Source organism: Micromonospora sp. LZ37 (assembly GCF_059359015.1).
Genome location: NZ_JCADBL010000003.1, coordinates 149,806 through 174,976, shown reverse-complemented (window position 1 = coordinate 174,976; position 25,171 = coordinate 149,806). Strand labels below are relative to the sequence as shown.

The window sequence follows — 25,171 nt, the reverse complement described above, 5'->3', positions numbered from 1 at the left end:
GACGGCGATGGTTCGCCGTCTCACGCGGTCGCCGGGAAGCGGACGTCAGCGCCGCTCCTCCAGCTGCTTGCAGGTCACGCAGAGGGTCGCCGACGGGAAGGCGGCGAGCCGCTCGACCGGGATCGGGTTCCCGCACCGCTCGCACCACCCGTAGCCACCCTCGTCGAGCCGCTCCAGTGCCCGCTCGACCTGCGTGATCCGTTCCCGGATGCTGTTCGCGAGGGAGATCTCCTGCTCACGCTCGAACGTCTTGGTGCCGGTGTCGGCCTGGTCGTCCCCGGCCGAGTCGGTCAGCCGGTCGCGCTGCAGCTCGGTGATCTCGCTCAGCGTCTGATCGTACTCGGCGCGCAGCTCGTCCCGTCGGGCCGCCAGGGCGGCCCGGATCTTCTCGGTCTCCGCCGCGCTGCGGGTGGCCTTCGCCACCGGCTTCCGGCCGGCGGTCCTGGTGTCGGCTGGCTTCGCCATCGTCAGCTCCCTCAGCCGCGTAGCGCGGCGGTCGGCGGTTCCCGGACAGGGGCCACCGGCCTGGCGCCCCCACGTAACAAAACGGGCGCACGGCAATGAGGGCCGCGCACTCCGGAGGTTGGCAAGAATACGGAACGTACAGGCGTCCGACAACGTGGCGCACCGTCGTACCGCTATTCAGCCCCTAGTAAGCCCTAATTAGGGCAAAAAGAACGCTAGCAGATCACCCCTCCCGATCCTCGCCGTACTCGCCAAACCACCTGGCCAGTCGACCCCGTCGGCTGACCGCCCGCAGCCGCCGCTCCGCCTCGTCCCGCACCCCGGCGGTCGCCACGATCAGCAGGCTGTCGCCCGCCTTGAGTCGGGTGTCCGGGCCCGGCACGAAACCGGCGCCGTCGCGCAGCACCAGGGTCACCGAGGCACCCACCGGCAGCCGCAGCTCGTCCACGTGCACACCGGCCAACCGGGAACCCGGCGGCACCTCCAGCTGGAGCAGGTCCGCCCGCATCCGCTCCAGCGGCGCCGTCTCCACCCGGATCTCCGCCAGCTCGGCGGGCGCGGTGACGCCCAGCCGGCGGGCCGCCGGGGCCAGCGTGCCGGCCTGGAGCAGGGTGAAGATGACCACCAGCACGAAGACCGCGTCGAAGAGCCGGTCCGCCCCCGGTACCCGCTCGGAGAGCGGGATGGTGGCCAGCACGATCGGCACCGCCCCGCGCAGCCCGGCCCAGGACAGGAAGGCCTGCTCGCGCAGCGACACCCGGAACGGCAGCGCGGAGAGCGCCACCGACAGCGGTCGGGCGACCAGCAGCAGGGCCAGCCCGGTGACCACCGCCGGCAGCACCGCCGCACCCAGCCGGCCCGGCGTGGCGAGGAGCCCGAGCAGCACGAACAGCCCGATCTGGGCCAGCCAGGCCAGCCCGTCGGCGAAGCCGAGGATGGCCTGCCGGTGCGGCAGCCGGGCGTTGCCGAGCAGCACCCCGGCGACGTAGACGGCGAGGAAGCCGGAGGCGTGCAGCACCGCCCCGGCGGCGTACGCCAGCACCGTGAAACCGACCGCCGCGATCGGGTAGAGCCCGGCCGAGGGCAGGGCGGCCCGGCGCAGCGCGAAGCGGCCGGTGATCCCGGCCGCCAGCCCCACCGCCGCCCCGACCCCCAGCTCGTAGCCGACCAGCAGCGCCTCGTACCACCACGGGTGGGCGGCCGGGGCGGCGCGGGAGAGCAGCACCACCAGGATCACCACCGGGGCGTCGTTCATGCCCGACTCGGCCTCCAGGGTGGCCACCAGCCGGGGCGGCAGCCGCAGCCGGCGCAGCGTGGCGAAGACCGCGGCGGCGTCGGTGGACGAGAGCACCGCGCCGTAGAGCAGGGCCAGCCGCCAGTCCAGCCCCAGCAGCAGGTGCACGACCAGGCCGACGACGAGGATGCTGACCAGCACGCCGGCCGTGGAGAGCGCGGCGGCCAGCCCGAGCACCGGGCGCAGCGTGCTCCACCGGGCGGTCAGCCCGCCCTCGGCGATGATCACGATCAGCGCGCAGAAGCCCAGCACCCGGGTCAGCTCGGCGTCGTCGAAGCGGATGCCGAGCCCGGCCTCGCCGATCGCCACCCCGAGCGCGAGGTAGACCAGGAGGCTCGGCACGCCGAGCCGGGTGGAGAAGCGGACCGCGCCGACCGCGACCAGCAGGACGGCGGCGCCGAGCAGCAGCGCGACGTCCAGCCCGGGGGTCACGGGCGCCCGACCCGGTGCGCCGTCACCCGGCCGATCCGTCGCGCAGCCGGCGGAGCACGTCGGCCAGGTCCGAGGTGGGGTGGTCGACCAGGAAGAGCTTGTCCCGACTGGCCGCGCCGGTGCGCAGCGACACGGCGGCCGGGCGGACGCCCAGCGCGCCGGCCAGGGCCCGCCGGGCGGCCTCGGTGGCCCGCCCGTCGACGGCCGGCGCGTTCACCGCGATCACCAGGGCGGGACCGTGCGGGCCGTCGAAGCGACCGCCGACCCGGGCCCGGGACGCGCCGGGCTTGACCCGTACCGCGACGGTGAGCGTCTCGTCGGTGGACATCGGCACCGGTTCAGTCGGGGAAGACGTCGGCGAGCAGGGCGGTGTCCGGGGCGCACCGTCCGCACGGGGTGAAGCCCAGCGCCACCGCCTCGGAGACCGGTAGCGGCTCGTGGTCCCGGCCGACCAGGTACGCGCAGGAGGCGAGGTGGTAGCGGGGATGGCCGTCGACCACCCGGACCTCGGCGTGGAGTGTGGCGACCCGGGCGGCGTCCGCCGGTGACACCTGCTGCGCCTCCGGTTCGGCGGACCGGCCGGCGCCGTTGGTGGGGGTCGGATCGGCGGGGCCCGGCTCCCACGGCCCGGCCGGGTCGGGCTCCCACGGGGCCTCGGGCCGGGGCTCCCAGGGGCCGGTCGTCCCGGCGGCGTGGGGGGCCGCCCCGGTCACCGACGGCTCGGGCGGTTGCCGCCACCCGTCGCCGTCGGTGCCATTCGTCTCAGGTACGTGTTGAACGGGGATCTCCGTCGCCACCGGACTGTAGGCGGCGCGCGGAGCGGCCGTGCGGGGCACCCGGAGGCGTCCCCGGCCACGCGGCCGGTCCCGGCTCGTCGTCGCTCTGGCGGCGGCCACCTGGCGGGCGCCGGCCACCAACGCGACGGCGGCCAACAGGCTGGCCGCGATGGAACCGATCAACAGGGCGCTGGAGCCGTCAGCGAGACCGAGCACCAGCAGCACGACCGCGACGAGGATGAGCAGCAGACTTGCGACTATCACGGCTCACCCCCGCCGCGTCGGCTCGGTGTGGGGCGGTCGACGGTCGTCGGAGGACGACCGCCGACCGTTGATCAGCGACCGGCTTCGAGAGCGCCGGAGCGACCGCCGCCGTACGAGCCGGCGAGGCCCGCGGCGGCCAGACCGTTGCCGCCGGCGGCCCGGCTGCCCTCGGCCCGGGTCATCTCGGCCTCCAGGCCCTGACCGCGGCCGTCGAGGTCCCGCAGCTGGCTCTCCAGGTAGGCCTTGAGCCGGGTGCGGTACTCGCGCTCGAACTGCTTGAGCTCCTCGATGTGCTTCTGGAGGGCCGTGCGCTTGGCGTCCAGGCCACCCATGGCCTCCTGGTGCCGCTGACGGGCGTCGCGCTCCAGCGCGTCGGCCTTGGCGCGCGCCTCGCGGGTGACCTCCTCGGCCTTGGAACGGGCCTCGGAGAGCAGCTGGTCGGCCTCCCGACGGGCGTCGGAGACGTGGTCGTCGGCGGTGCGCTGGGCCATCATCAGGACGCGCAGGGCCTGCTGCTCGCCGTCACCGCCGCCGGCCGGACCGCCGGTGGAGCGGACCTGCTCCAGCTCCGCCTGCATCGCGCGGGCGGCCTGCTCGGCCGCGGCCTTGTCGCGCTGCACCCGGTCGAGCTGGGCCTTGACGTCGTTGAGCTCGGCCGCGAGACGGGCGTCGCCGCCGGGGCCGGCGGGAGCGCCACCACGGCCGCCGCGCTCCACCTGGGCGCGCAGCTCGTTGTTCTCCTCGATCAGACGGGCAAGCTCACGCTCGACCTCGTCCAGGAAGGCGTCGACCTCCTCCTCGTCATACCCCCGCTTGCCGATCGGCGGCTTTTTGAAGGCGACGTTGTGGACGTCGGCCGGGGTCAGCGGCATCGAAACTCCTCGGGTCAGTTGCGGCCGCGTAGCGGCAGGGCCATCGGATTCCTCACCCGATGATCAACCGCTTCAACACGAACTCCATCAGCACGAACAGGATAACCAGGAGCACAAGGGAGGCCAGGTCGATGCTCACGGTACCAATTCGCAGTGGAGGGATCACACGCCTCAACGCCTTGAGAGGCGGATCAGTGACGCTCCACACGGATTCCAGTCCCGCCGACGCTCCGCGCCCCGGTTGCCACCGGCGACCGTACTGGAGAACAGCGCTGAGGACGAATCGGGCCAACAGCACAATTAGGAATAGGTACAGGATCAGGTACAGCACTTGCAGCACGATCGACAACACGGCAGACGACGTCCCTCGGTCGGGCGGACTTAGCTCAGGCTGAAAAAGCCGCCCTCAGCGATCTTGGCCTTGTCCTCCGCGGTGACCTGGACGTTGGCCGGTGAGAGCAGGAACACCCGGTTGGTCACGCGCTCGATCGTACCGCGCAGGCCGAACGCCAGTCCGGCGGCGAAGTCCACCAACCGTCGCGCGTCGGCCTCGTCCATCTCGGTCAGGTTGATGATCACCGGCACGCCGTCGCGGAAGTGCTCGCCGATGGTGCGCGCCTCGCGGTAGGTGGTCGGGTGCAGCGTGGTGATCTGGTAGCGCTGCTCCTCCTCGACCACCGCCCGCTCACGCGTCTGCACCTGCGGCGCCAGCGCGAGATTGTCCCGGGTGTGGTAGGTCAGCGCGCCCGAGGTCTCCCCCGCCCCGGACCGCGTGATCGACCGGACGCTGGACCGCTCGACGCGCTCCGGACGGTCGTCGTCGACCCGCTCGGCCTCGGCCGCGCGGCTCGTGGACCGCTCGCCCAGCCGACCCCGCTCCCCCTGCCGGGGCCGCGGCGCCGGCGGCTCATCCGCGTCGTCGTCATCGTCGTCGGCGAACTCCTCGGAGTACCGGCTCGACCGGTAGCGCGACTCCCGGTAACCCGGCTTGTCGTAGCCACCCTCGTCGTACGCCCGCTCGTCGTCCTCCTCGACGAGACCGAGCCAGACCCCCGCCTTGCGCAGTGCACCCATCCCGCGCCCTTCCGTCCGCCGTGCGGCACGCACCCCCGTGCCGTGTCGCCTTGATCGCGAATGGGAAACCCAATGCCCACCGGATCGGATCGGCAATCCCCGGCGGACGATTCGCGGCCGTCCGCCCTGGCCCCCCGAGCACAGGGATCCCGTTCCTGAACAACACAGATGTAATTTGCTTCTTCCGCGGTCAGGCTACCGCAGCGTGGGGCGCATTCCGAGCAACGCGCTGCCGACGCGGACATGTGTCGCGCCGTACCGGATCGCCGCCTCCAGATCCCCACTCATGCCGGCGGAGAGCGCGGTGGCCGCCGGATGTGTCTGGCGGAACCCCGCCGCGACCTCGGCCAGCCGGGCGAACGCCCGCTCCGGCTCCCAGCCCAGCGGCGCGACCGCCATCAGCCCGGCCAACCGCAGCGAGCCCGCCCCGGCCAGCGCCTCGGCCACCGGGCCGAGGCCGCGGTCGGGGTCGGCGGAGTCCGGCAGCGCGCCCCCGCGCGCCGGGTCGCCGTCGATGCTCACCTGCACCAGGGCGTCCAACGGCCGGTCCCGGCCCGCCTCGGCCGCGGTGTCCAGGGCCCGGGCCAGCCGGACGCTGTCCACCGAGTGCACGACGTCGGCGTAGCGGACCACCGAGCGGGCCTTGTTGCGCTGCAACTGCCCGATGAAGTGCCAGCGCGGGCGCACCCCGGCCGCCGCCACCTCGGCCGCCTTCGGCGCCGCCTCCTGGTCGCGGTTCTCCCCCACGTCGGCCACCCCGAGCCCGGCCAGCGCGACCACGTCGCCGGCCGGGTACGTCTTGGTCACCGCGATCATCGTCACCTCGGCGCGGTCCCGGCCGGCGGCGGCGCAGGCGTCGGCGATGCGGACCCGGACCCGGGCCAGCCCGGCCGCGAGTTCGGCGCGCCGGTCGGGCCGCGCCGTGGCTGGTTGTTCGGTCATCGGCGGAGCTCAGGAACCGTTCTTGAGGAAGTCGGGCACGTCGACGTCGTCGAAGAGCACCCGGCGCGGCGACTGCTGCGGCGCCGGCATGCTGGTCGGCGGAGTCACCGGCGGGGTCTGCGGCGCCGGCTGGTTCTGGTTGGTCTTGCGCGGCGCCTCGGCCGCCTTGTACGCCGGCGCGCCGCCGTCGAAGCCGGCCGCGATGACGGTCACCCGGACCTCGTCACCCAGCGCGTCGTCGATGACCGCACCGAAGATGATGTTGGCGTCCGGGTGCGCCGCGTCGGTGACCAGCTGCGCCGCGTCGTTGATCTCGAACAGGCCCAGGTCGGAGCCGCCGGCGATGGAGAGCAGCACGCCGCGCGCGCCGTCCATGCTCTGCTCCAGCAGCGGGCTGGAGATGGCCGCCTCGGCCGCCTCCACCGCGCGGTTCTCGCCGCGGGCGCTGCCGATGCCCATCAGGGCGCTGCCGGCGCCGCTCATCACGCTCTTGACGTCGGCGAAGTCCAGGTTGATCAGACCGGGGGTGGTGATCAGGTCGGTGATGCCCTGGACACCGGAGAGGAGCACCTGGTCGGCGGTGCGGAACGCGTCCATCATGCTGATGTTGCGGTCACCCAGCGCCAGCAGCCGGTCGTTCGGGATGACGATCAGCGTGTCGCACTGGTTGCGCAGCTCGTCTATGCCGGACTCGGCCTGCACCTGGCGGCGCTTGCCCTCGAAGGAGAACGGCCGGGTCACCACACCGATGGTCAGCGCGCCCAGCTTGCGGGCGATGTTGGCCACCACGGGCGCGCCGCCGGTGCCGGTGCCGCCCCCCTCGCCGCAGGTCACGAAGACCATGTCGGCGCCCTTGAGCACCTCCTCGATCTCGTCGCGGTGGTCCTCGGCGGCGTTCTTGCCGACGTCCGGGTTGGCGCCCGCGCCGAGCCCCCGGGTCAGCTCCCGGCCGACGTCGAGCTTGACGTCGGCGTCACTCATCAGCAGCGCCTGCGCGTCGGTGTTGATCGCGATGAACTCGACGCCCTTGAGCCCAACCTCGATCATCCGGTTGACGGCGTTCACGCCGCCGCCCCCGATGCCGACGACCTTGATGACCGCCAGGTAGTTGTGCGGAGGTGTCATCTCCGGTCCTTTCCCTTCGAGATTGGCATCGGCCGACCGGGTACGGCGTGGCCAGCCCAGCGGTCGACGACAGCTGTCACCAGTAGGAGGCGGGGGGTAAACCCTCACCCTCTACTAGAGGCTTACGGTTATGTCAACCACTGATCCTCTTCGGGGCAACGTAAGCGCCCCCACGCCGAGAGCCAAGGACCTGCCCGGCGTGTCGCCCCATTGGCGGGACGGCTCACGTCCCGCCGGATCACTTGAAGGTCACCACGTCCGGCGCGCTCACGTCGATCGTGGCCGCGTCGCGGTCCAGCAACGCGGTGGCCACCCGCGCCTTCTCCGGGCCCCGGGTGGCGTCGCCCCACACCACCCTGCGCTCCCCGCGCAGGGTCAGGCTGATCCGGGCCAGCCCCTCCACGGTCAGCTCGGACAGCTCCGCGCGCAACTGCGGGGTGAGCGCCGCCAGCACCTCCAGCGCGGCCCGGGTGCCCGCGTCGTCCGGGCCGGGGGCGGCGAGCCGGACCACCGGCAGACCGTCCGGGGCCTGCGGCGCCGTCCGGAACACCACGCCGGCCCGGTCGAGCACCACGAACTGCCCGTCCTGCGGCACCGCGGCCACGCCGGTGCGCTCGACCACGGTCACCACCAGCGTCTCCGGCCAGTCCCGGGACACCGTGGCCCGTTCCACCGGGGCCAGGGTGCCGATCCGCCGGGCCGTCGCGGCCAGGTCCACCCGGGCCAGCGGGACGCCGTCGGGCACCGCCGCCGCCTCGCGCACCTCCACCGGGGTGACCAGGTCCGCGCCGACCACCCGTACCTCGCGGAGACCGAACAGGCCGCTGCCCAGCACCGCCCAGGCGACCAGCCCGGCCAGCCCGAGGATCGCGCCGGCCACCGCCCAGGGCAGCGCCGCGCGCATCCGACGTTGCCGGGCGCGGGCCATGAACCGCCGGGTCGACGGCGGCACCGCGTCGGTGCCGGCCCGGACGAGCTGCCAGCGCCGGACCGGACCACGCCGGGGGCCGCCACCGTCCGTGCCGGCGGTACGGCCCCGTGCCGGGCCCGGGCTCATCCGGCGGCGGAGGCCGCGCCGTCCGGGTCGACGGCCGCGCCGAGAGCCACCCCGTCGACACCCGCGCGGGCCGCCAGGGCGTCCAGCAGCTGGTCGCCCATCAGCGAGATCGGCGGCGCGCCCATCGTCACCACCACGTCGCCGGGGCGGGCCCGGCGGGCCACCTCCAGCGGCGCGTCGTCCCAGGAGTCGACGAAGACCTTGTGCCCGGCGGCCAGCGGCACCGCCTCGAGCAACGCCGCCGAGCCCTCACCCGGCTGGCGCAGCTCGCCGGGGCCGAAGACCTCCAGCAGCACCAGCTCGTCGGCGATGCCGAGCGCCGCGGCGATCTCCGCCTGGAGGTCCCGGGTGCGGTAGAGCCGGTAGGGCTGGAAGACCACGATCAACCGGCCGTCGCCGGCCACCTCGCGCAGCGTCTGCAACGCCAGCGTCATCGAGGTCGGGTGGTAGGCGTACTCGTCGTAGACCAGCACCCCGTCGGCGACGCCCTTGCGCTCGAAGCGGCGGCGGACGCCGGGGAACGCGGCCAGCGCCGCCTCCGCCGCCTCCACCGGCAGCCCCAGCAGGTACGCGGCGAGCACCGCCGAGGCGCTGTTGAGCCCCATGTGCCGGCCGGGCACCGGCAGCCGGAACTCGCCCAGCGAGCGCCCGTCGATCTCGGCCAGGTAACGCACTCCGCGCGCGGAGGAGGTCATCTCGCTCAGCCGCAGGTCGGCGTCGGCCGACTCGCCGTAGGTGTGCACCCGGCGGCCCTCGGCGCGCAGCGTCTCGGCCAGCCGCCGACCGCCCGGGTCGTCGGCGCAGGTGACGATGTAGCCGTCCGGGTCGGTGAGCCGGGCGAACTCGGCGAAGGTCGCCTCCAGGTTCGCCAGGTCGCCGTAGGTGTTGAGGTGGTCCGCCTCGATGTTGGTGATGATCGAGACGTACGGGCGGTAGATCAGGAACGAGCGGTCGCTCTCGTCGGCTTCGACCACGAAGTGCTCGCCGGTGCCGTGGTGCGCCCCGGAACCGACCTCGGAGATCTCCCCGCCGATGACGAAGGACGGGTCCGCCCCCGCCTGCTGGAGCACCATGGTGACCATCGAGGTGGTGGTGGTCTTGCCGTGCGTACCGGCGACCGCCACCGTCCGCCGGCCGGTCATCGCCGCCGCCAGGGCCTCGGAGCGGTGCAGCACCCGCAGCCCGCGCCGGCGACCCTCCACCATCTCCAGGTGGTCCTGCGGGATAGCCGAGGAGTAGACGACGGTGTCCACACCGTCGAGGTTCGACGCCTCGTGGCTCATGTGGACCGTCCCGCCGAGGGCACGCAGCCCGGCCAGCGACGGCCACTCCCGCAGCTCGCTGCCGGAGACCGGCAGGCCACGGGTGAGGAAGAGCCGGGCCAGGCCGCTCATGCCGACCCCACCCACCCCGATCAGGTGGATCCGACCCAGGTCCTCCGCGGTGAGCGTGCCGGCCGGGGTGAACTGCGCGGTGTTCATGCCAGGTACCTTCCCGTCGCGGTGGCCGACCTCATCGGGCCACCGTCGTTCACGACTGCGGGGCTCGCGAGCTCACTCCTCGCGCTCACCGAGCCACCGCCTCGTAGACGAAGTTCAGCAGGGCGACGTCGCCGTCGCGCCGCCCGTACGCGGCCGCGGCGCTGCCCATCGCGGCGAGCCGGTGCGGGTCCCGGACCAGCGGGATGACCGTCCGCTCCAGCCAGTCCGGGGTCAGCTCGGCGTCGTCGACCAGCAGCCCACCGCCGGCCTCCACCACGGGCAGCGCGTTGCGCTTCTGCTCCTGGTTGCTGTGCGGGTACGGCACGTAGATGGTGGGCAGCCCGATCGCGGCCACCTCGGCGCAGGTCATCGCCCCACCCCGGCCCAGCATCAGGTCGGCGGCGGCGTAGCCCAGCTCCATCTCGGACAGGTAGGGCAGCGCCACGTACGGCACCGGCAGGTCGGTGGGGACCGGCACCGGCTCGTTGCGGGCGCCCATCACGTGCAGCACCTGCACGCCGTTGCGGGCCAACTCCTTGGCCGCGCCGGTGACCGCCAGGTTGATCGAGCGGGCGCCCTGCGAGCCGCCGGCGACGAAGAGCACCGGCAGGTCGGGGCGGAGTCCGAAGTGGGCCCGGGCGGCGTTGCGCATGGCGGCCCGGTCCAGCCCGGCGATGCCCCGGCGCAGCGGCACGCCGACCACCCGGGCGTCGCGCAGCGCCTCGGACTGCACCGGCTGGTGCGGGAAGCCCGCCGCGACGTTGCGGGTGAACTTCATCCCGAGCCGGTTGGCCACGCCCGGCGGCACGTTCACCTCGTGGATGACGATCGGCAGCTCACGACGCCAGGCGGCGAGGTAGCCGGGGACCGAGACGTACCCGCCGAACCCGACCACCGCGTCGGCGGCGACCTCGTCGATCACCTTGCCCGCCGCGCGGGCCGCCTTCCACATCCGGTCGGGGGTACGCATCAGGCTCATGTTGACCGAGCGCGGCAGCTGGTAGGCGGGGATCTGCCGCAGGTCGTAGCCGGCCGGCGGGATCAGCTCGTTCTCCAGCCCCTTCGGGGTGCCCAGGCAGGTGATCCGGACGCCCGGGTCGTGTCGGCGCAGGCAGTCGGCGAAGGCGAGCAGCGGGTAGATGTGGCCACCCGTGCCCCCTCCACAGAGCACCACCGAACGCAGCGGACCCATCAGCGTCTCCTCTCGTTCGCCGTGCCGCCGCGGTTCCGGGCCTGCCGGACGCCGCGCGGTACGGCCTGGTCGTCCTCCCGCCGCGCTCGCGCCCGGGGTACGGACCCTCGGGCTGCCGGTGGCGTCGCCGGCCGGCGACGCCGCCCCGGAAGCGGCGGCAACGGGGCCCAGAGTAGTCGGACCCATCGGGCGGGCGGACGGGCATGCAGGGCCCGGGCCGCATCGGGTTCGGCGCGGGCGAACGAGGCGAGCATGCCGACCGCCGCCAGCGTCACGACCAGGGCGCTTCCGCCGTCGGAGATGAACGGCAGCGGCACCCCGGTCATCGGCAGCAGCCCGATCACCCCGCCCATGTTGATCACGGCCTGACCGATGAGCCAGGCGGTGACGGCGGCTGCGGCGAGCCGGCGGAACGGGTCGGTGACCCGGCGGGCGATCCGCAGCCCCGTGTAGGCGAGCACCCCGAAGAGCGCGAGCAGCACGACACAGCCCACCACACCCAGTTCCTCGGCGACGACGGCGAAGATGAAGTCGTTCTCCGCCGCCGGCAGCCAGGCCCACTTGAGCTTGCTCTGGCCCAGCCCGACGCCGAACCAGCCACCGTTCTCGATCGCGTAGCGGGCCTGGACGAACTGCCAGCAGCCATCCAGCTGCTGCTCGATGCAGACCCTCGGGTCGGGCGGGTCGAGGAAGGCGGTGAGCCGCATCAGCCGGTAGTTGTCGGCGCCCCGGGCCCCGGAGCCGGCGCCGAGCGACGCCACGGCGACCAGCAGGCCGATGCCGACCAGGCCCACCGCGGAGAGGGCGGCGAAGACGCGCATCCGCACGCCGGCCGCCCAGAGCAGCCCGACCACGATGGCGAGCAAGCAGAGCATGGTGCCCAGGTCGTTGTAGCCGACCAGCACGAAGAGCAGGCCCACCACCGGGAAGAGCGGGGTGGCCAGCTCCTTCCACCAGCCCAGCGCGACGCCCTTGCGGGCGATCACGTGCGCCCCCCACAGCACGAGGGCGAGCTTCGCCAGCTCGGAGGGCTGGACCTGGATCGGGCCGAGATAGAGCCAGAGCAGCTGGGCCCGCAGCGGCCCGAGCGAGGTGATCCCGACCAGCGAGTTCAACGCCAGCAGCACGTTGAGCACGAGCAGCAGCGCCACGGCCGTGCCCAGCACCGGCCGACCCAGGGAACGGAAGGTGGTGGCCGGCAGTCGCTGGCAGGCCCAGAAGGCCACGATGCCGATCACCGCGAAGACCGCCTGCTTGGTCACCGACGCGGAGGCGTCCCCGGCCTCGGCGTAGTCCTTCACGCTGGTCGCCGAGAAGACCATGGTGAGGCCGATCATCAGCAGCAGGCCGGCGCTGGAGAGCAGCAGGTAGTAGGAGGCCAGCGGGCGGTCCAGCAGGCCGCGCAGCGCCGCCAGGCCGCCGGCCGCGCCCAGGCCGCCGAACCCCGCCGGCGGGTCGGCGGTACGCCCCGTTCCCGCGACCCGTCGCGCCTCGGTCTCCGTCGTCGTCGTGCCGGTCGTGCCTCGGTCCTCCCCCACCCGCCCATCATCGCCGCTGCGGCGGGCCCGTTCCGGCCGTTCCACGCGGTCGGCGTGTCGCCGACGCGGAACGGGGGCCCCTCCTGACGGAGGAGCCCCCGTTCCGGGGTCGGTCCGGGTCAGCCCATGCTGGCCAGGAAGTCGCTGTAGAACAGGCCGAGGGCGATGGCGACACCGATCCCGGCGATGATCCAGAAGCGGACCACGATGTTGACCTCGCTCCAGCCGGCGAGCTCGAAGTGGTGCTGCAGCGGCGACATCCGGAACACCCGCTTGCCGGTGGTCCGGAACGAGATGATCTGGATCACCACGGACATCGTGACGATCACGAAGAGGCCACCGAGGATGGGCAGCAGCAGGATGGTCCGGGTGGACATCGCCATGCCGGCGATCAGGCCGCCCAGGCCGAGCGCCCCGGTGTCGCCCATGAAGATCCGCGCCGGGGAGGTGTTCCACCAGAGGAAGCCCACGCAGGCACCGGCCGCCGCACCGGCGATCAGCGCGATCTCCAGCGGATCGCGCACCGCGTAGCAGTAGTTGTCCGGGTTGGCGGTGTAGGTCGGGTCGGCGCACCAGTGCCGGTACTGCCAGAACGCGATCAGGGCGTACGCGCCGAGGACCATCACCGAGGCGCCGGTGGCGAGGCCGTCCAGGCCGTCGGTGAGGTTCACGCCGTTGGTCGCGGCCATCACCACCATGATGATCACGATCACCGAGGCGATCTTGCCGATCTCCAGGGCCGGGATGTCCCGGATGAAACTCAGCGTGGTGCTGCCCACCGTCTCGGTGTTGGTCGCCGCGCCGCTGGCGTCGGTCATGGTGCTGGGGAACCAGAGGGCGACCACCCCGAAGATCGCGCCGACCAGGATCTGGCCGAAGAGCTTGCCCCGCTTGTTCAGGCCGCCGCTGTGCCGCTTGCGGACCTTCAGGAAGTCGTCGATGAAGCCGACCGCGCCGGAGAAGACCATCAGCCCCAGCAGCACCAGCGCCGTGATGGTCGGCTCGACCTGGGCGATCTGCGCGTCCGGCAGGGTGGTGAGGGCGAGGTGGCCGGCCACGTAGGCGATCACCGTGGCCAGGATGAAGACCACGCCGCCCATCGTCGGCGTGCCCTTCTTGCCCTGGTGCATCGCCGGGCCCTCGGCCCGGATCGGCTGACCCGCCTTCAGCCGGGTGAACACCCTGATCGCGATCGGGGTGCAGAGCAGCGAGATCAGGAACGCCACACCGACGGCGACGATGACCGCCCTCATCCGGCGACCCCGTTCCCCGCCGCGCTGTTCCCGCCGGCCCCGTTGCCGGTGGCGTCGGCGCGCAGCGCGTCGGCCACCTCCCAGGTGCGGTACCGGGAGCCCTTCACCAGGACCACGTCACCCGGACGCAGTTCGCTCCGCAGCACCTCGACGGCCGCCGCCTGATCGGTGAGCAGCACCGACTCTCCTCCCCAGTCACTTACCGCTGTCGCGCCCTCATGGATCGGCGCCGCCGACTCGCCCACCACGAGCAGCCGGTCCACCCCCAGCTCGGCCGCGAGCCGGCCCACCTCGCGGTGCCCCTCGCGTTCGAACTCGCCCAGCTCGGCCATGTAGCCCAGCGCGGCGAAGGTACGCCCCCGCCGGCCCATGCCGGCCAGCGCGCGCAGCGCCACCGCCATCGACGCCGGATTGGCGTTGTACGAGTCGTCGATCACCGTCACCCCGTCGGGCCGTTCGAAGACGTCCATCCGACGGGTGGAGACCAGCCCCAGCTCGCCCAGGGCCGCGGCCAGGTCGGCCAGCGGCATGCCGAGCTCGCGGGCCACCGCCGCCGCGGCGAGCGAGTTGGAGACCTGGTGCCGGCCGGACAGGCCGAGCCGCACCGGGACGCTCCCCTCCGGGGTGACCAGGGTGTACGACGGCCGGCCCCGCTCGTCCAGCGACACGTCGACCGCCCGGACGTCGGCGTGCGCGGCCTCGCCGTACCGGACCACCCGGGCGCCGGTACGCGCCGCCATCGCGTCGACCCGGGAGTCGTCGGCGTTGAGCACGGCCAGCCCGTCGGCGGGCAGCGCCTCGACCAGCTCGCCCTTGGCCAGGGCGATGTTCTCCACCGAGCCGAACTCGCCGAGGTGGGCCACCCCGACGTTGAGCACCACCGAGATCCGCGGCGGCACCACCTCGCAGAGGTAGCGCACGTGCCCCACCCCGCGGGCGCCCTTCTCCATCACCAGGAAGCGGGTCTCCGGGCCGGCCTGCAGGGCCGTGTACGGGTGCCCCAGCTCGTTGTTGAACGACCCGGGCGGCGCCACCGTCGGGCCGAGGCGGGCGGTCAGCTGCGCGATCAGGTCCTTGGTGGTGGTCTTGCCGGACGAGCCGGTCAGGCCGACCACGGTCAGCCCGGGCAGCCGGTCCACCACCGCGCGGGCCAGCCGGCCCATCGCCGCGAGCGCGTCGTCCACCAGCACCATCGGCACCCCGGGCACCTCGCGGGTGCCGAGCACCGCCACCGCGCCGGCGGCCACCGCGCCGGCGGCGTAGTCGTGGCCGTCGACCTTCTCACCGGGGAACGCGACGAAGAGCGCCCCGGCGGTGACCTTGCGGGAGTCGAACTCGACCGGACCGGTGATCCGGGCGTCCGGGTCGGCGCCGGCCAGCCGGCCGCCGACGGCCGAGGCGACCTCGGCCAGGCTCAGCGGGATCACCGGTGACCCGCCCGGTCCCCGAAGCGGGCGTGCAGCGCCTCGGCCAGCTCGACGCGGTCGTCGAACGGGAGCACCTCGCCGTCGATCTCCTGGCCCCGCTCGTGCCCCTTGCCGAGCAGCGCCACCACGTCGCCCGGCTCGGCGAGGCGGACCGCCTCGGCGATGGCGGCGCGGCGGCCGGGCACCTCGATGATCCGGGCGGCGGCGCCCGCCGCGTACGCCCCGGTGAGCACCTCGGCCCGGATCGCGGCCGGGTCCTCGGTGCGCGGGTTGTCGTCGGTCACCAGCACCACGTCGGCCCCCTCCGCGGCGGCGGCGCCCATCACCGGCCGCTTGCCCCGGTCCCGGTCGCCGCCGGCGCCGATGACGCAGATCAGCCGGCCGGTGCTCAGCTCGCGCAGCGCGGCCAGGGCGGCCACGATGGCGTCGGACTTGTGCGCGTAGTCGACCACCCCGCGCACCGGGCCGCCCGCGCTGACCAGCTCCAGCCGCCCGGGAACGCCGCCGCAGGCGGCCACTCCATCGGCGGCGGTCGCCGGGTCCACCCCGGCGGCCACCAGGACGGCGATGGCCAGCAGCGCGTTGGCCACGTTGTGCCGGCCGGGCAGCGCCACCCCGGCGGGCACGGCCACCCCGTCCGGGCCGTGCGCGGTGAAGCGCTGGGCGTACCCCTCGCCGTCGATCCCGTCGGCCCACCAGGTGGCCGTGGGGTCGCCGGCGGCCGAGTAGCTGACCGTGCCGGGCTTGAACAGCGGCCGCAGCGCCGGGTCGTCGTGGTTGAGCACCTCGGCCCCGCAGCGGCCGTCGAAGAGCTTCGCCTTGGCCGCGAAGTAGTCGGCCGAGTCGGCGTGGAAGTCCAGGTGGTCGGAGCCGAAGTTGGTGTAGCCGCCGACGGCGAAGCGGACCCCGCCGACCCGCCCCATCGCCAGGGCGTGGCTGGAGACCTCCATCACCACCGCGGTCACCCCGCGCTCCCGCGCGGCGGCGAGCATGGCGTGCAGGTCGGTGGCCTCCGGGGTGGTCCGCACGCTGTCGATGACCAGGTCGCCCAGCCGGGTCTCCACCGTGCCGATCAGGCCGGTGACGTGGCCGGCCGCGCGCAGGCCGGACTCGACCAGGTAGGCGGTGGAGGTCTTGCCGGCGGTGCCGGTCACCCCGATCACGGCCAGCCCCGCGGTGGGGTCGCCGTAGACGGCCGAGGCGACGTCGCCGAGCACCGCGCGGGGGTCGTGCACCACCAGGGCGGGGAGCCCGGCCTCGGCCACCGCGGCGGCGCCGGCCACGTCGGTCAGCACGGCCACCGCGCCGGCGGCGGCCGCGGCGGCGGCGAACTCCGCGCCGTGCCGGCGGGCGCCGGGCAGCGCGGCGTACAGGTCGCCGGGGCGGACCTCCTGGCTGGCGTGGGTCACCCCGGTCACGGTCGGGTCGGCGGCGCCCTCCGGCGCGATGACGCCGAGCCGGGTGGCGAGGTCGCCGAGCCGGACTGCGGGCACGGTACGGGGACGTGGATTGCCGGGCACGGCGTCAGACCCTACCCGGTCGCCCGGTTCCGGCCGCACAGCCGCCCCGGTGGTTCGTCCGCACTCACCGATGATGTCCCGCCGTCCCCGCTCAGCGCGGAAAGACCTCGAACTTGGGAGCCTTGCCGCCGGACGGCGGAACCCGGTAGTGCCGCAGCGTGAAGCCCATCATCTCGCGGAACGCGGGCGCGGCGACCTCGCCGCCCCCACCGCCGGGACTCCACACGAAGACCGCCACCACGTAGCGCGGCTTCTCCGCCGGGGCCATCCCGATGAACGAGCCCACCTCGCCGGGTTGCTGCCGACCGTCGACGTACCGCAGCCCGGTGCCGGTCTTGCCGGCGACCCGGTAGCCGGGCACCGCCGCCGCCACGCCGGTCGCGTCGGGGACGGTGGTGACCGCCTCCAGCATGGTGCGCAGGGCGGCCGCGTTCTGCGGGCTGAGCACCGACCGGGTGGCCGGCGCCGGCGCGGGGGTGCGCCGGCCGTTCTCCCCGCTGACCACTTCCTTGATCAGGTGCGGCTGGACGTAGGTGCCGTCGTTGGCGATGGCGGCGTACGCGGCGGCCATCTGCAACGGCGTGGCGTCGACGCTGTGCCCGATCGGCACCGACCCCTCCGACGACCCGCTCCACTGGTCGGCCGGCAGCAGCCGGCCCGACGCCTCCCCCGGCATGCCCTCCCTGGTGGGCTGGCCCAGCCCGAACCGCTTCTGGTAGTCGATCAGCCGGTCCCGGCCCAGCAGGTCGGCGATCTGGATCGTGCCGACGTTCGACGAGTACGCCAGCATGCCGGGCAGGCTCATCCGCCGCCCGTCGGCGGGGTGGGTGTCGGTGAAGGTCACGTCGCCCTTGGTGATCGTGTTGGCGACCGGCATCGTGGTGTCGGGGGTGATCACCCCCTCCTGGAGCGCCGCGCCGAAGGTGATCGCCTTGTGCACGGAGCCGGGGTCGACCACGAAGCTGGTCGCCGCGTCCTCCCGCTCGGTCGGCTTGCTCGGCCCCGGCGAGGCCGCGTTGTAGGTGGGGTAGCTCGCCTGGGCCAGCACGTCGCCGGTCTTCACGTCCAGCACCACCGCCGCGCCGACGCTGCCCCGGGTCTGCGCCATCTGCCGGCCGAGCACCTGCTGCACCTGGAACTGGAGGTCGCGGTCGATGGTCAGCACCAGCGAGCTGCCCGGCTTGGCCGGCTGGGTCTCGCTGTAGCCACCGGGGATCGGGGCGTCCAGGTCGCCCAGCCCGGCCTCGTAGACCCGTCGGCCGTCCTGCCCCTGGAGCAGGTCGTCGTAGCGCGCCTCCAGCCCCTCCAGGCCGTCCATGTCCTGGCTGACGAAACCGACCAGGTTGGCGGCGAGGTCACCCCCGGGCACCTCGCGCCGCTCGTCACGGTGCACCCCGACGCCGGCCAGGTCCAGGGCCTCGACCTGCTTGGCCCTGGCGATGTCCACGCCCCGGGCCAGGTACTGGAACTGCGAATTGCCGCGCCGCTTCATCTTGTCGGCCAGCTCGGAGACGGGCACGCCGAGCAGCGGGGAGAGCAGCCGCGCCGTCGCCTCGCGGTCGGAGACCTGGGTCGGGTCGGCGTACACGTAGCGCGCCTCGACGCTGTGCGCCAGCGGTTCACCGGCGCGGTCGACGATCGCGCCGCGCGGCGCGGGCAGGTCGACCCGGGTGAGCCGGTCGGAGACGCCCGCGCCCGCGTACGCCGAGGTGTCGGCGGCCTGGAGGAAGACCAGCCGGATGCCGATGGCGACGAAGAGCGCCAGGGCCAGGACGGTGCCCAGCCGCAGCCGCCGGCGCGGCTCGGCCAGCTTCGGCGGCCGCTTCGGCTTGCGCGACGGGCGGCGGGCCGCCGGGCGGGCCGGCGGGCGCGGCACCCGTCCGCCGGAGCGGCGGCGCGGCGCGGGAAGCTCGTCGTCCTCGTCGACCGGCGGCCGGGCCTGGACGGTGCGGACCACGCCGGCGCGGCCGGCCGGGTTGGTCTCCCGCCGGCCGGTGCGGGTGGCGCCGGCCCGGCCGCCGTCGAGCACCTGCAACGCCGGTCGGAACGGATCGCCGGAGCGGTTGGCCCGGGGATTGCGCCGCTGGCCGGCGCGCTCCTCGCGGCCGGCCCGTTCGTCACTGCTCTCCCGGATGGTCCGGCCCCGGGGGGTGTACGCCCGGGCGTCGGAGATCCCCCCGCCCCCCGGCTCGCCGGTACGTGGATCCGTGGCCCGCCCACCCCGGGACGGGCCGCGCCGGGAGCCCGTGGGGTCCCGGCGCGGTTCGTCCGATCTCGGCGGCACGGTGCTATCCCCCGTTGCCCTGCTGGCTGGTGATCGCCGGCTGCCCGTTGGCGGGCTGCGGCACGCCGATCATCCGCCCGTCGGGCAGCCGGATGTAGGCCGGGTCGTCGTTCTCCACCAGGCCGAGCTTGCGGGCCTCGGCGGTCAGGTTGCCCGGCGCCTCGTGCTGCTCGATCTTCTTCTCCAGCTGCTGCTGGTCCACGTCGAGCCGGGCCTGCTGCCGCTGGAGCTGCTGAAGCTTGAAGGCGTTCTCGTTGATCTTCGTGTTGACGGCGAGGATGCCCAGCACCCCGCCGACGACCAGCACCACGATCAGCGCCGCGAAGGGCGCCCGCGGCACCCGCACCGGCGGCGGGGGCGCGACCCGCAGCCGGGGCGACGCCGCCGTGGTGGCGACGGGCTTCTCGGCGGCCCGCAGCGCGGCGGTGCCCTGGGTCGGGAACTCGCGCGCCCCCCGGGCGCGAGTCTCCTGCCGCCGACCGGCGCGGTCCGTCATCGGCGTCGGGGTGCCGGCTCGCGTGGTCCGCTGCGCCGCGGTCCGGCCCCCCGACCGCGGTGCGCGCTGCCCGACGGCCGCGTCCCGGCCGTCGCGCTTGTTGACGTTCATGTTCCCTCCCCCTCTTCGTCCGTCCCTCTGCCGTCCCCCGGCGTCGCCCCCCGGTCCACTGTGGAACCCGGTGTCGACCCCGTCCCCGGTTGGTGCATCGCCCTGACCCGGCGGCGGTACCGTTCGCGGTCGGTCCGCCCCTGTTCCGCGGCCCGCGGGTCGAGTCGTTCCGCGGCCCGCAGGCGCACCGAGGCGGCGCGCGGGTTCGCGGCGACTTCCGCGTCCCCGGGGAGTTCGGCGCCCCGGCTGAGCAGCCGGAACGTCGGACCCGACCCGGGGAGTTCGACCGGGAGGTCGATCGGGCCCTTACTGCGGACCCGATCGGCGAGCGCCTGCTTGGTGAGCCGGTCCTCCAACGAGTGGTAGGACAGGACCACCATGCGACCGCCCACGTTGAGCTTGTCGAGAGCGGCCGGCAGCGCCGTCTCCAGCGCTGCCAGCTCCCTGTTTACCTCGATCCGTAAAGCCTGAAACGTTCTCTTGGCCGGGTGTCCACCGGTTCGTCGGGCTGGCGCCGGAATGCTCTCCCTGACCAGTTCGGCCAGCCGCGCCGACGAGGTGATCGGCGCCCGCTCGCGCTCCCGGATGATCGCCGAGGCGATCCGCCCGGCGAACTTCTCCTCGCCGTAGACCCGCAGCACCCGGGCCAGGTCCGGGTGGGCGTAGGTGTTGACCACCTCCTCGGCGGTCACCCCCCGGGTCTGGTCCATCCGCATGTCCAGCGGCGCGTCCTGCGCGTACGCGAACCCGCGGTCGGGCGCGTCGAGCTGGAGCGAGGAGACACCCAGGTCGAACAGCACCCCGTCGATGCCCGGATAGTCCAGCCGCTCCAGCACCTCGGGCAGCTCGTCGTAGACGGCGTGCACCAGGTGGATCCGGTCGGCGAAGCGGGCCAGCCGGACCCGCGCGTGCGCGAGGGCCTCGGTGTCCCGGTCCAGCCCGATCAGGATCGTCCGCGGGTGCCGCTCCAGCACCGCCTCGGCGTGCCCGGCCAGACCCAGCGTCGCGTCGACGTGGATCGTCCGGCCGCCCCGGTCCAGCGCGGGGGCCAGCAACTCGAGACACCTCTCAAGCAGCACCGGCACGTGCGTGCCGCGTAGCTCCCCCATGTCGACCCCCACTGGTTGAAACGTCCGTTCGTCGCGCGCCTGTTCGTCGGACGACGCCTGTCGTCGTACCGCCAGATCCCCATCCGCTCCCGCTCGCCCCCCGGGCCGCGGCCCCGGAGACTGATCGTGCGCCTGGCACCGGGGAAGGGATGCCAGGAACTCGAAAGCGGCTGGAGATCTCGCAGTACGTCGGGCGTCGCCACGCCCTACAGACCGCCGGGCAGCACCCCCTCCTCGATGTCGGCGAAGTCGTCTTCGCTCTCCGCGAGGTAGGTCTCCCAGGCCGTCCTGTCCCAGATCTCCACCCTCGTGCTCGCCCCGATCACCACCAGGTCCCGGTCGAGCGTGGCGTAGGACCGGAGGTGGGCCGGGATGGTGACCCGCCCCTGCTTGTCGGGGACCTCGTCGTGCGCGCTGGCGAAGAAGACCCGGCTGTAGGCCCGGGCCGCCTTGTTCGTCATGGGCTGCGCACGCAGTTGGTCCGCGATCCGCTGGAACTCGGGCGTGGGGAAGACGTAGAGGCAGCGGTCCTGCCCTTTGGTGATCACGACACCCCCCGCCAGTTCGTCCCGGAACTTCGCCGGAAGGATCAACCGGCCTTTGTCGTCCAGGCGCGGGGTGTGGGTGCCGAGGAACATCGGCCCAACCCCCTCGCCCTTTTAGCGGCGTTCGCGTCGCCGCTGACCCCCCGGGCCGGTGGGCCCTCCCGGCCTCACCATCGCGCCCCACTCTACTCCACTTCCCTCCACCTGCAACCAGAATCGCCCGCGTGGCGCGCCGCCGACGGCGGCAAACGCGCACGTCAGAAGGGGTGGAGCGGAGTGGAGGGGCGGAGCGCCCCCGGCGCGCGTCCGTTACCCGACACTGCCCGACGCCGTGCGACCCAGCCGTCCCGGACCGGACGCCCGACCCACCCCGCCCGAACGGTTCACCCTCGGCGGCGATCTGGCGTACCCGGGGGTCCGGTAACCTCGCTCGGGTGACGGACGCGAAGATGCCCTTGCGGGCAAAGGTGGCCAGCTCCGTGTCGCGGACGGCCGCGGCGCTGTCGCGGGCCGCCGGCCGGGGCGACGGATCGGTGATCGGCGGCTGGATCGGCCTGAAGATCGACCCGGACCTGCTGGCGCATCTCTCGGCGGGCCGCGCCATCGCGCTGGTCTCCGGGACCAACGGAAAGACCACCACCACCCGGCTGAGCGCCGCCGCCGTCGGCGTGCTCGGCCGGGTCGCCACCAACTCCTTCGGCGCCAACATGCCGACCGGCCACACCTCTGCCCTGGCCAAGGCCGGCAGCACCCCGTACGCGGTGCTGGAGGTCGACGAGCACTACCTCGCGCAGGTGCTGGAGGCGACCGAGCCGCACGTCGTGGCGCTGCTCAACCTTTCCCGCGACCAGCTCGACCGGGCCAAGGAGGTCGCCATGATGGCGCAGCTCTGGCGCGCCGCGCTGGTCCGGCACACCGACGTGCGGGTGGTGGCCAACGCCGACGACCCGATGGTGGTCTGGGCGGCCACCCCGCCCGGCGACCCGGCCAACGGCATCCGCCCGCCGCACGTCACCTGGTTCAGCGCCGGCCAGCGCTGGCACGACGACTCCTGGGTCTGCCCCGAGTGCGGCTCCACCATCAAGCGCTCGGGCGAGCAGTGGTGGTGCACCGGCTGCCCGCTGCGCCGCCCCGAACCGCAGTGGACGGTGGAGGACGACGGCGTGCTGGACCCGACCGGCGCCTGGCACAAGGTGCAGCTCCAACTGCCCGGCAAGGTCAACCTCGGCAACGCGGCCACCGCGCTGGCCGTCGCCGCCGAGTTCGGCGTACGCCCCGTCGACGCGGTGTCCCGGTTGGGCAGCGTCACCTCGGTCGCCGGCCGCTACGCCCAGGTCGACCGGGACGGGCGCAACATCCGGCTGCTGCTGGCGAAGAACCCGGCCAGCTGGCTGGAGGCGTTCGACATGGCCGACCTCGCGCCGACCCTGCTCTCCATCAACGCCCGCGACCCCGACGGGCTGGACACCTCCTGGCTGTTCGACGTCGACTTCGCGCCGCTGCGCGGACGGCAGGTGCTGATCACCGGCGACCGGGCGTACGACCTGGCCGTCCGGCTCGACGTCAACGGCGTGCCGTTCCAGCACGTCCGGACGTTCGACGAGGCCGTCCGGGCGGTCCCGCCGGGCCGGCTGGAGGTCATCGCGAACTACACCGCCTTCCAGGACATCCGAGCGGAGTTGGACCGTGTCAACTGAGAGCCTGCGCATCGTCTGGATCTACCCCGACCTGCTCTCCACCTACGGCGACCGGGGCAACATGCTGATCCTGGCCCGCCGGGCGCAGCTGCGCGGAATGCCGGTCGAGGTGATGGAGGTCCGCTCCGACCAGCGGCTCCCCGCCACCGCCGACATCTACCTCATCGGCGGCGGCGAGGACGGCCCGCAGGCGCTCGGCGCCCAGCGGCTGCTCGCCGACGGCGGCCTGCACCGGGCCGTTGCCCAGGGCTCGGTGGTCTTCGGCGTCTGCGCCGGCTACCAGCTCCTCGGCACCTCCTTCTTCGCCAAGGGCACCCGGTGCGCCGGGCTGGAGCTGCTCGACCTCTCCTCCGACCGGGGTCCGACCCGGGCCGTCGGCGAGCTGGCCGGGGAGATCGACCCGCGACTCGGCGTGCCGGCGCTCACCGGGTTCGAGAACCACGGTGGCCGTACCCACCTCGGGCCCGGGGTGTCCCCGCTGGCCCGGGTCACCGCCGGGGTCGGCAACGACGGCGCCACCGAGGGGGCCTGGCGCGGCAAGCTGCTCGGCACGTACTCGCACGGCCCGGCGCTGGCCCGCAACCCCGCGCTGGCCGACCTGCTGCTGCGCTGGGCCACCGGCGTGCACCAGCTCCCGCCGCTGGACGACACCTGGGCCGAACGGCTCCGGTCCGAGCGCCGCGCCGCGGTGGCCGCCGCCGCCCGGGCATGATCCCCGTCGTCCGACGGCTGCTCGGGCAGCCGTCGGCACGACGGTTCGCCCTGCTGCTGCTCCTGCTCGCCGGGTTCGGGGTGCTGCTGCTGGTGACGCCCCGGCCCGACCCGGGGCAGCTGCCCCACCTGGCCGACTCCCTCGGCGGCTACGCCCCGGTCGCGGCGATCGTGACCGGGGCGCTGCTGCTGGTCGCACTGGTGCCCCGTACCTTCATCACGCTCGCCTCGGGCGCCATCTTCGGCCCCCTCGAAGGGGCCGCGTACGCGCTCGGCGCGGCGCTGCTCGCCGCGGCGATCGGCTTCGCGGTCGGCCGGGTGCTCGGCCGGGAGTTCGTCGCCGAGCGGGTCCGCGGCCGGCTGGCCCGCCTCGACGGCTGGTTCGCCCGGCAGAGCGTCCTCGGCGTGGTCACCGTACGGCTGCTGCCGATCGCCGGCTTCGGGCTGGTCAGCTACGGCTACGGCACCACCGGCGCGCGGGCGCTGCCGTTCCTGGTCGGCAGCGTGATCGCGTCCGCGCCGACGGCCTTCGGCTACGCCGCGATCGGCGCGGCCGTCAGCTCCCCCGGCACCGTCAACTGGTACGCCGCCGCGCCCGCCGGCCTCGGCCTGATCGCCAGCGTGGTGCTGGTACGACGGTGGTGGCGGAGCGAACGGCAGCGCCGGCTCGACGAGCCGCGCCGGTGACGCCCGGCGAGCCCGCCGAGGAGGTGCTGGCCGGCGGCTTCATCGCCGAGGTGGTCCGGATCGGCGACACGGTCCGCCGTACTCCCCCGGCGAACGCCGGGTTCGTCGCCGCCCTGCTGGCGCACCTGGAGCGGGCCGGCGCCGACCTGGCGCCCCGCTACCTCGGCATCGACGCGCGGGGCCGGCAGGTGCTCAGCCACCTCGACGGGCGGGTGCCGTGGCGGGAGCGGGAGGACCCGGCCTTCTTCTCCGACGCCGCGCTGACCCGGCTGGCCGAACTGATCCGTACCCTGCACGACGCCTGCGCCGGCAGCGACCTGGCCGGCGGCGCGGAGACGGTCTGCCACCGCGACCTGTCGCCGAAGAACACCGTGTACCGGGACTCCCCCGCCGGGCTGCTGCCGGTGGCGTTCCTGGACTGGGACCTCGCCGCGCCGGGCCGTCGGATCGACGACGTGGCGTTCGCCGCGTGGCACTGGGGTGAGCTGGGCGAGGGCGCCGACCCGGCCGAGCTGGGCCGGCGCTGCCGGCTGCTCTGCGCCGCCTACGACGCGGCCGCCGCCGGACCGGCCGGGGCGCCCCTCGCCCGGGGTGAACTGGTGCCGGTCATGCTCGACCAGATCGAGAGCACCTGGCGCGGCATCGACGCCGGCGCCGACCGCGACGAGCCCGGCATGCGCCGGCTGCGCGCGGCCGGCGCGGTCGACGGGGTACGCCGCTGGCAGGAGTGGCTGCGCGCCCACCGGCGCACCGTCGAGTCGGCCCTCCACGCCTGACGCCCTCCGCGCCGGCCGGCCGCCGGCGGCCGGCCGGCGTGTC

Annotated in this window: 24 protein-coding genes; 4 read left to right on the top strand and 20 right to left on the bottom strand. The window is 74.1% G+C overall.

The genetic code is table 11. The features are described 5' to 3' along the window. Positions 1–45: 45 nt before the first annotated feature. From AC5L3Z_RS08440 to mraZ, 20 genes are all read right to left on the bottom strand, one after another. Positions 46–465, bottom strand: coding sequence for a TraR/DksA family transcriptional regulator (locus tag AC5L3Z_RS08440; RefSeq protein ID WP_334486313.1), 420 nt, complete (start codon positions 463–465; stop codon positions 46–48). A 223-nt stretch (positions 466–688) separates the two neighbouring features. Further along, positions 689–2,191, bottom strand: coding sequence for a potassium/proton antiporter (locus AC5L3Z_RS08435; RefSeq protein WP_494840848.1), 1,503 nt, complete (start codon positions 2,189–2,191; stop codon positions 689–691). Between the two features lie 22 nt (positions 2,192–2,213). Continuing rightward, positions 2,214–2,519: a DUF167 domain-containing protein gene (locus AC5L3Z_RS08430; RefSeq protein ID WP_494841275.1), complete on the bottom strand. Its 306-nt coding sequence runs from the start codon at positions 2,517–2,519 to the stop codon at positions 2,214–2,216. 10 nt (positions 2,520–2,529) lie between these two features. After that, on the bottom strand, positions 2,530–3,231 hold the full coding sequence (locus tag AC5L3Z_RS08425) for a hypothetical protein (protein ID WP_494840847.1): 702 nt from the start codon (positions 3,229–3,231) through the stop codon (positions 2,530–2,532). A gap of 71 nt (positions 3,232–3,302) precedes the next feature. After that, positions 3,303–4,103 (bottom strand): DivIVA domain-containing protein, encoded by an 801-nt coding sequence (locus AC5L3Z_RS08420; RefSeq protein WP_334529917.1) that lies wholly within the window; start codon positions 4,101–4,103, stop codon positions 3,303–3,305. Between the two features lie 52 nt (positions 4,104–4,155). After that, positions 4,156–4,455 carry a YggT family protein gene (locus tag AC5L3Z_RS08415; protein WP_334529914.1) on the bottom strand — a complete coding sequence of 100 codons (300 nt, stop codon included), beginning with the start codon at positions 4,453–4,455 and terminating at the stop codon, positions 4,156–4,158. 29 nt (positions 4,456–4,484) lie between these two features. Then, positions 4,485–5,177 (bottom strand): cell division protein SepF, encoded by a 693-nt coding sequence (locus AC5L3Z_RS08410; protein ID WP_494840844.1) that lies wholly within the window; start codon positions 5,175–5,177, stop codon positions 4,485–4,487. Positions 5,178–5,372: 195 nt separating this feature from the next. Beyond that, positions 5,373–6,119 (bottom strand): YggS family pyridoxal phosphate-dependent enzyme, encoded by a 747-nt coding sequence (locus AC5L3Z_RS08405; protein WP_494840842.1) that lies wholly within the window; start codon positions 6,117–6,119, stop codon positions 5,373–5,375. Positions 6,120–6,128: 9 nt separating this feature from the next. Then, on the bottom strand, positions 6,129–7,244 hold the full coding sequence (ftsZ, locus tag AC5L3Z_RS08400; RefSeq protein WP_494840841.1) for a cell division protein FtsZ: 1,116 nt from the start codon (positions 7,242–7,244) through the stop codon (positions 6,129–6,131). A 238-nt stretch (positions 7,245–7,482) separates the two neighbouring features. Continuing rightward, positions 7,483–8,301 (bottom strand): cell division protein FtsQ/DivIB, encoded by an 819-nt coding sequence (locus AC5L3Z_RS08395; protein WP_494840840.1) that lies wholly within the window; start codon positions 8,299–8,301, stop codon positions 7,483–7,485. Further along, a complete protein-coding gene (gene murC, locus AC5L3Z_RS08390; protein WP_494840839.1) occupies positions 8,298–9,782 on the bottom strand; it encodes a UDP-N-acetylmuramate--L-alanine ligase in 1,485 nt (494 codons plus the stop codon). The genes AC5L3Z_RS08395 and murC overlap by 4 nt, the downstream gene beginning before the upstream one ends. Positions 9,783–9,867: 85 nt before the next feature. Beyond that, positions 9,868–10,974 (bottom strand): undecaprenyldiphospho-muramoylpentapeptide beta-N-acetylglucosaminyltransferase, encoded by a 1,107-nt coding sequence (murG, locus tag AC5L3Z_RS08385; protein WP_494840838.1) that lies wholly within the window; start codon positions 10,972–10,974, stop codon positions 9,868–9,870. Then, a complete protein-coding gene (locus tag AC5L3Z_RS08380; RefSeq protein ID WP_494841274.1) occupies positions 10,974–12,389 on the bottom strand; it encodes an FtsW/RodA/SpoVE family cell cycle protein in 1,416 nt (471 codons plus the stop codon). Before AC5L3Z_RS08380 ends, murG begins: the two co-directional genes overlap by 1 nt. A 242-nt stretch (positions 12,390–12,631) precedes the next feature. Continuing rightward, positions 12,632–13,765, bottom strand: a complete 1,134-nt coding sequence (mraY, locus tag AC5L3Z_RS08375) for a phospho-N-acetylmuramoyl-pentapeptide-transferase (RefSeq protein ID WP_494840836.1) — start codon at positions 13,763–13,765, stop codon at positions 12,632–12,634. Then, a complete protein-coding gene (locus tag AC5L3Z_RS08370; RefSeq protein ID WP_494840835.1) occupies positions 13,762–15,192 on the bottom strand; it encodes a UDP-N-acetylmuramoyl-tripeptide--D-alanyl-D-alanine ligase in 1,431 nt (476 codons plus the stop codon). The genes mraY and AC5L3Z_RS08370 overlap by 4 nt, the downstream gene beginning before the upstream one ends. Beyond that, positions 15,189–16,751, bottom strand: coding sequence for a UDP-N-acetylmuramoyl-L-alanyl-D-glutamate--2,6-diaminopimelate ligase (locus AC5L3Z_RS08365; RefSeq protein WP_494840833.1), 1,563 nt, complete (start codon positions 16,749–16,751; stop codon positions 15,189–15,191). Before AC5L3Z_RS08365 ends, AC5L3Z_RS08370 begins: the two co-directional genes overlap by 4 nt. Before the next feature lie 52 nt (positions 16,752–16,803). Beyond that, positions 16,804–18,996 carry a peptidoglycan D,D-transpeptidase FtsI family protein gene (locus AC5L3Z_RS08360; RefSeq protein WP_494840831.1) on the bottom strand — a complete coding sequence of 731 codons (2,193 nt, stop codon included), beginning with the start codon at positions 18,994–18,996 and terminating at the stop codon, positions 16,804–16,806. 4 nt (positions 18,997–19,000) lie between these two features. Then, complete coding sequence (gene ftsL, locus AC5L3Z_RS08355) at positions 19,001–19,603, bottom strand: cell division protein FtsL (protein ID WP_494840830.1); 603 nt, start codon at positions 19,601–19,603, stop codon at positions 19,001–19,003. Next, positions 19,600–20,712 carry a 16S rRNA (cytosine(1402)-N(4))-methyltransferase RsmH gene (gene rsmH / locus AC5L3Z_RS08350; protein WP_494840828.1) on the bottom strand — a complete coding sequence of 371 codons (1,113 nt, stop codon included), beginning with the start codon at positions 20,710–20,712 and terminating at the stop codon, positions 19,600–19,602. The genes ftsL and rsmH overlap by 4 nt, the downstream gene beginning before the upstream one ends. Before the next feature lie 206 nt (positions 20,713–20,918). Then, complete coding sequence (gene mraZ, locus AC5L3Z_RS08345; RefSeq protein WP_334529882.1) at positions 20,919–21,350, bottom strand: division/cell wall cluster transcriptional repressor MraZ; 432 nt, start codon at positions 21,348–21,350, stop codon at positions 20,919–20,921. A gap of 356 nt (positions 21,351–21,706) precedes the next feature. On the opposite strand from mraZ, the gene AC5L3Z_RS08340 reads away from it, so the two are divergent. From AC5L3Z_RS08340 to AC5L3Z_RS08325, 4 genes are read left to right on the top strand one after another with little or no spacing between them, the layout of a single operon-like run. Beyond that, positions 21,707–22,954: a MurT ligase domain-containing protein gene (locus AC5L3Z_RS08340; protein ID WP_494841273.1), complete on the top strand. Its 1,248-nt coding sequence runs from the start codon at positions 21,707–21,709 to the stop codon at positions 22,952–22,954. Continuing rightward, entirely contained in the window at positions 22,944–23,666 is a 723-nt protein-coding gene (locus tag AC5L3Z_RS08335; RefSeq protein WP_334529880.1) for a type 1 glutamine amidotransferase, read from the top strand. The genes AC5L3Z_RS08340 and AC5L3Z_RS08335 overlap by 11 nt, the downstream gene beginning before the upstream one ends. Continuing rightward, positions 23,663–24,352, top strand: coding sequence for a TVP38/TMEM64 family protein (locus tag AC5L3Z_RS08330; RefSeq protein ID WP_494840826.1), 690 nt, complete (start codon positions 23,663–23,665; stop codon positions 24,350–24,352). The genes AC5L3Z_RS08335 and AC5L3Z_RS08330 overlap by 4 nt, the downstream gene beginning before the upstream one ends. Beyond that, positions 24,349–25,128 carry a phosphotransferase gene (locus tag AC5L3Z_RS08325; protein ID WP_494840824.1) on the top strand — a complete coding sequence of 260 codons (780 nt, stop codon included), beginning with the start codon at positions 24,349–24,351 and terminating at the stop codon, positions 25,126–25,128. Before AC5L3Z_RS08330 ends, AC5L3Z_RS08325 begins: the two co-directional genes overlap by 4 nt. Positions 25,129–25,171 lie beyond the last annotated feature (43 nt).

Bases quoted from the DNA above. Each gene is read 5' to 3' on its own strand.
- AC5L3Z_RS08395 (WP_494840840.1), bottom strand. From the start codon at position 8,301: ATGAGCCCGGGCCCGGCACGGGGCCGTACCGCCGGCACGGACGGTGGC.
- mraZ (WP_334529882.1), bottom strand. From the start codon at position 21,350: ATGTTCCTCGGCACCCACACCCCGCGCCTGGACGACAAAGGCCGGTTG.
- AC5L3Z_RS08430 (WP_494841275.1), bottom strand. From the start codon at position 2,519: ATGTCCACCGACGAGACGCTCACCGTCGCGGTACGGGTCAAGCCCGGC.
- ftsZ (WP_494840841.1), bottom strand. From the start codon at position 7,244: ATGACACCTCCGCACAACTACCTGGCGGTCATCAAGGTCGTCGGCATC.
- ftsL (WP_494840830.1), bottom strand. From the start codon at position 19,603: ATGAACGTCAACAAGCGCGACGGCCGGGACGCGGCCGTCGGGCAGCGC.
- AC5L3Z_RS08405 (WP_494840842.1), bottom strand. From the start codon at position 6,119: ATGACCGAACAACCAGCCACGGCGCGGCCCGACCGGCGCGCCGAACTC.
- mraY (WP_494840836.1), bottom strand. From the start codon at position 13,765: ATGAGGGCGGTCATCGTCGCCGTCGGTGTGGCGTTCCTGATCTCGCTG.
- AC5L3Z_RS08420 (WP_334529917.1), bottom strand. From the start codon at position 4,103: ATGCCGCTGACCCCGGCCGACGTCCACAACGTCGCCTTCAAAAAGCCG.
- murC (WP_494840839.1), bottom strand. From the start codon at position 9,782: ATGAACACCGCGCAGTTCACCCCGGCCGGCACGCTCACCGCGGAGGAC.
- AC5L3Z_RS08440 (WP_334486313.1), bottom strand. From the start codon at position 465: ATGGCGAAGCCAGCCGACACCAGGACCGCCGGCCGGAAGCCGGTGGCG.
- murG (WP_494840838.1), bottom strand. From the start codon at position 10,974: ATGGGTCCGCTGCGTTCGGTGGTGCTCTGTGGAGGGGGCACGGGTGGC.
- rsmH (WP_494840828.1), bottom strand. From the start codon at position 20,712: ATGGGGGAGCTACGCGGCACGCACGTGCCGGTGCTGCTTGAGAGGTGT.
- AC5L3Z_RS08340 (WP_494841273.1), top strand. From the start codon at position 21,707: ATGCCCTTGCGGGCAAAGGTGGCCAGCTCCGTGTCGCGGACGGCCGCG.
- AC5L3Z_RS08410 (WP_494840844.1), bottom strand. From the start codon at position 5,177: ATGGGTGCACTGCGCAAGGCGGGGGTCTGGCTCGGTCTCGTCGAGGAG.
- AC5L3Z_RS08330 (WP_494840826.1), top strand. From the start codon at position 23,663: ATGATCCCCGTCGTCCGACGGCTGCTCGGGCAGCCGTCGGCACGACGG.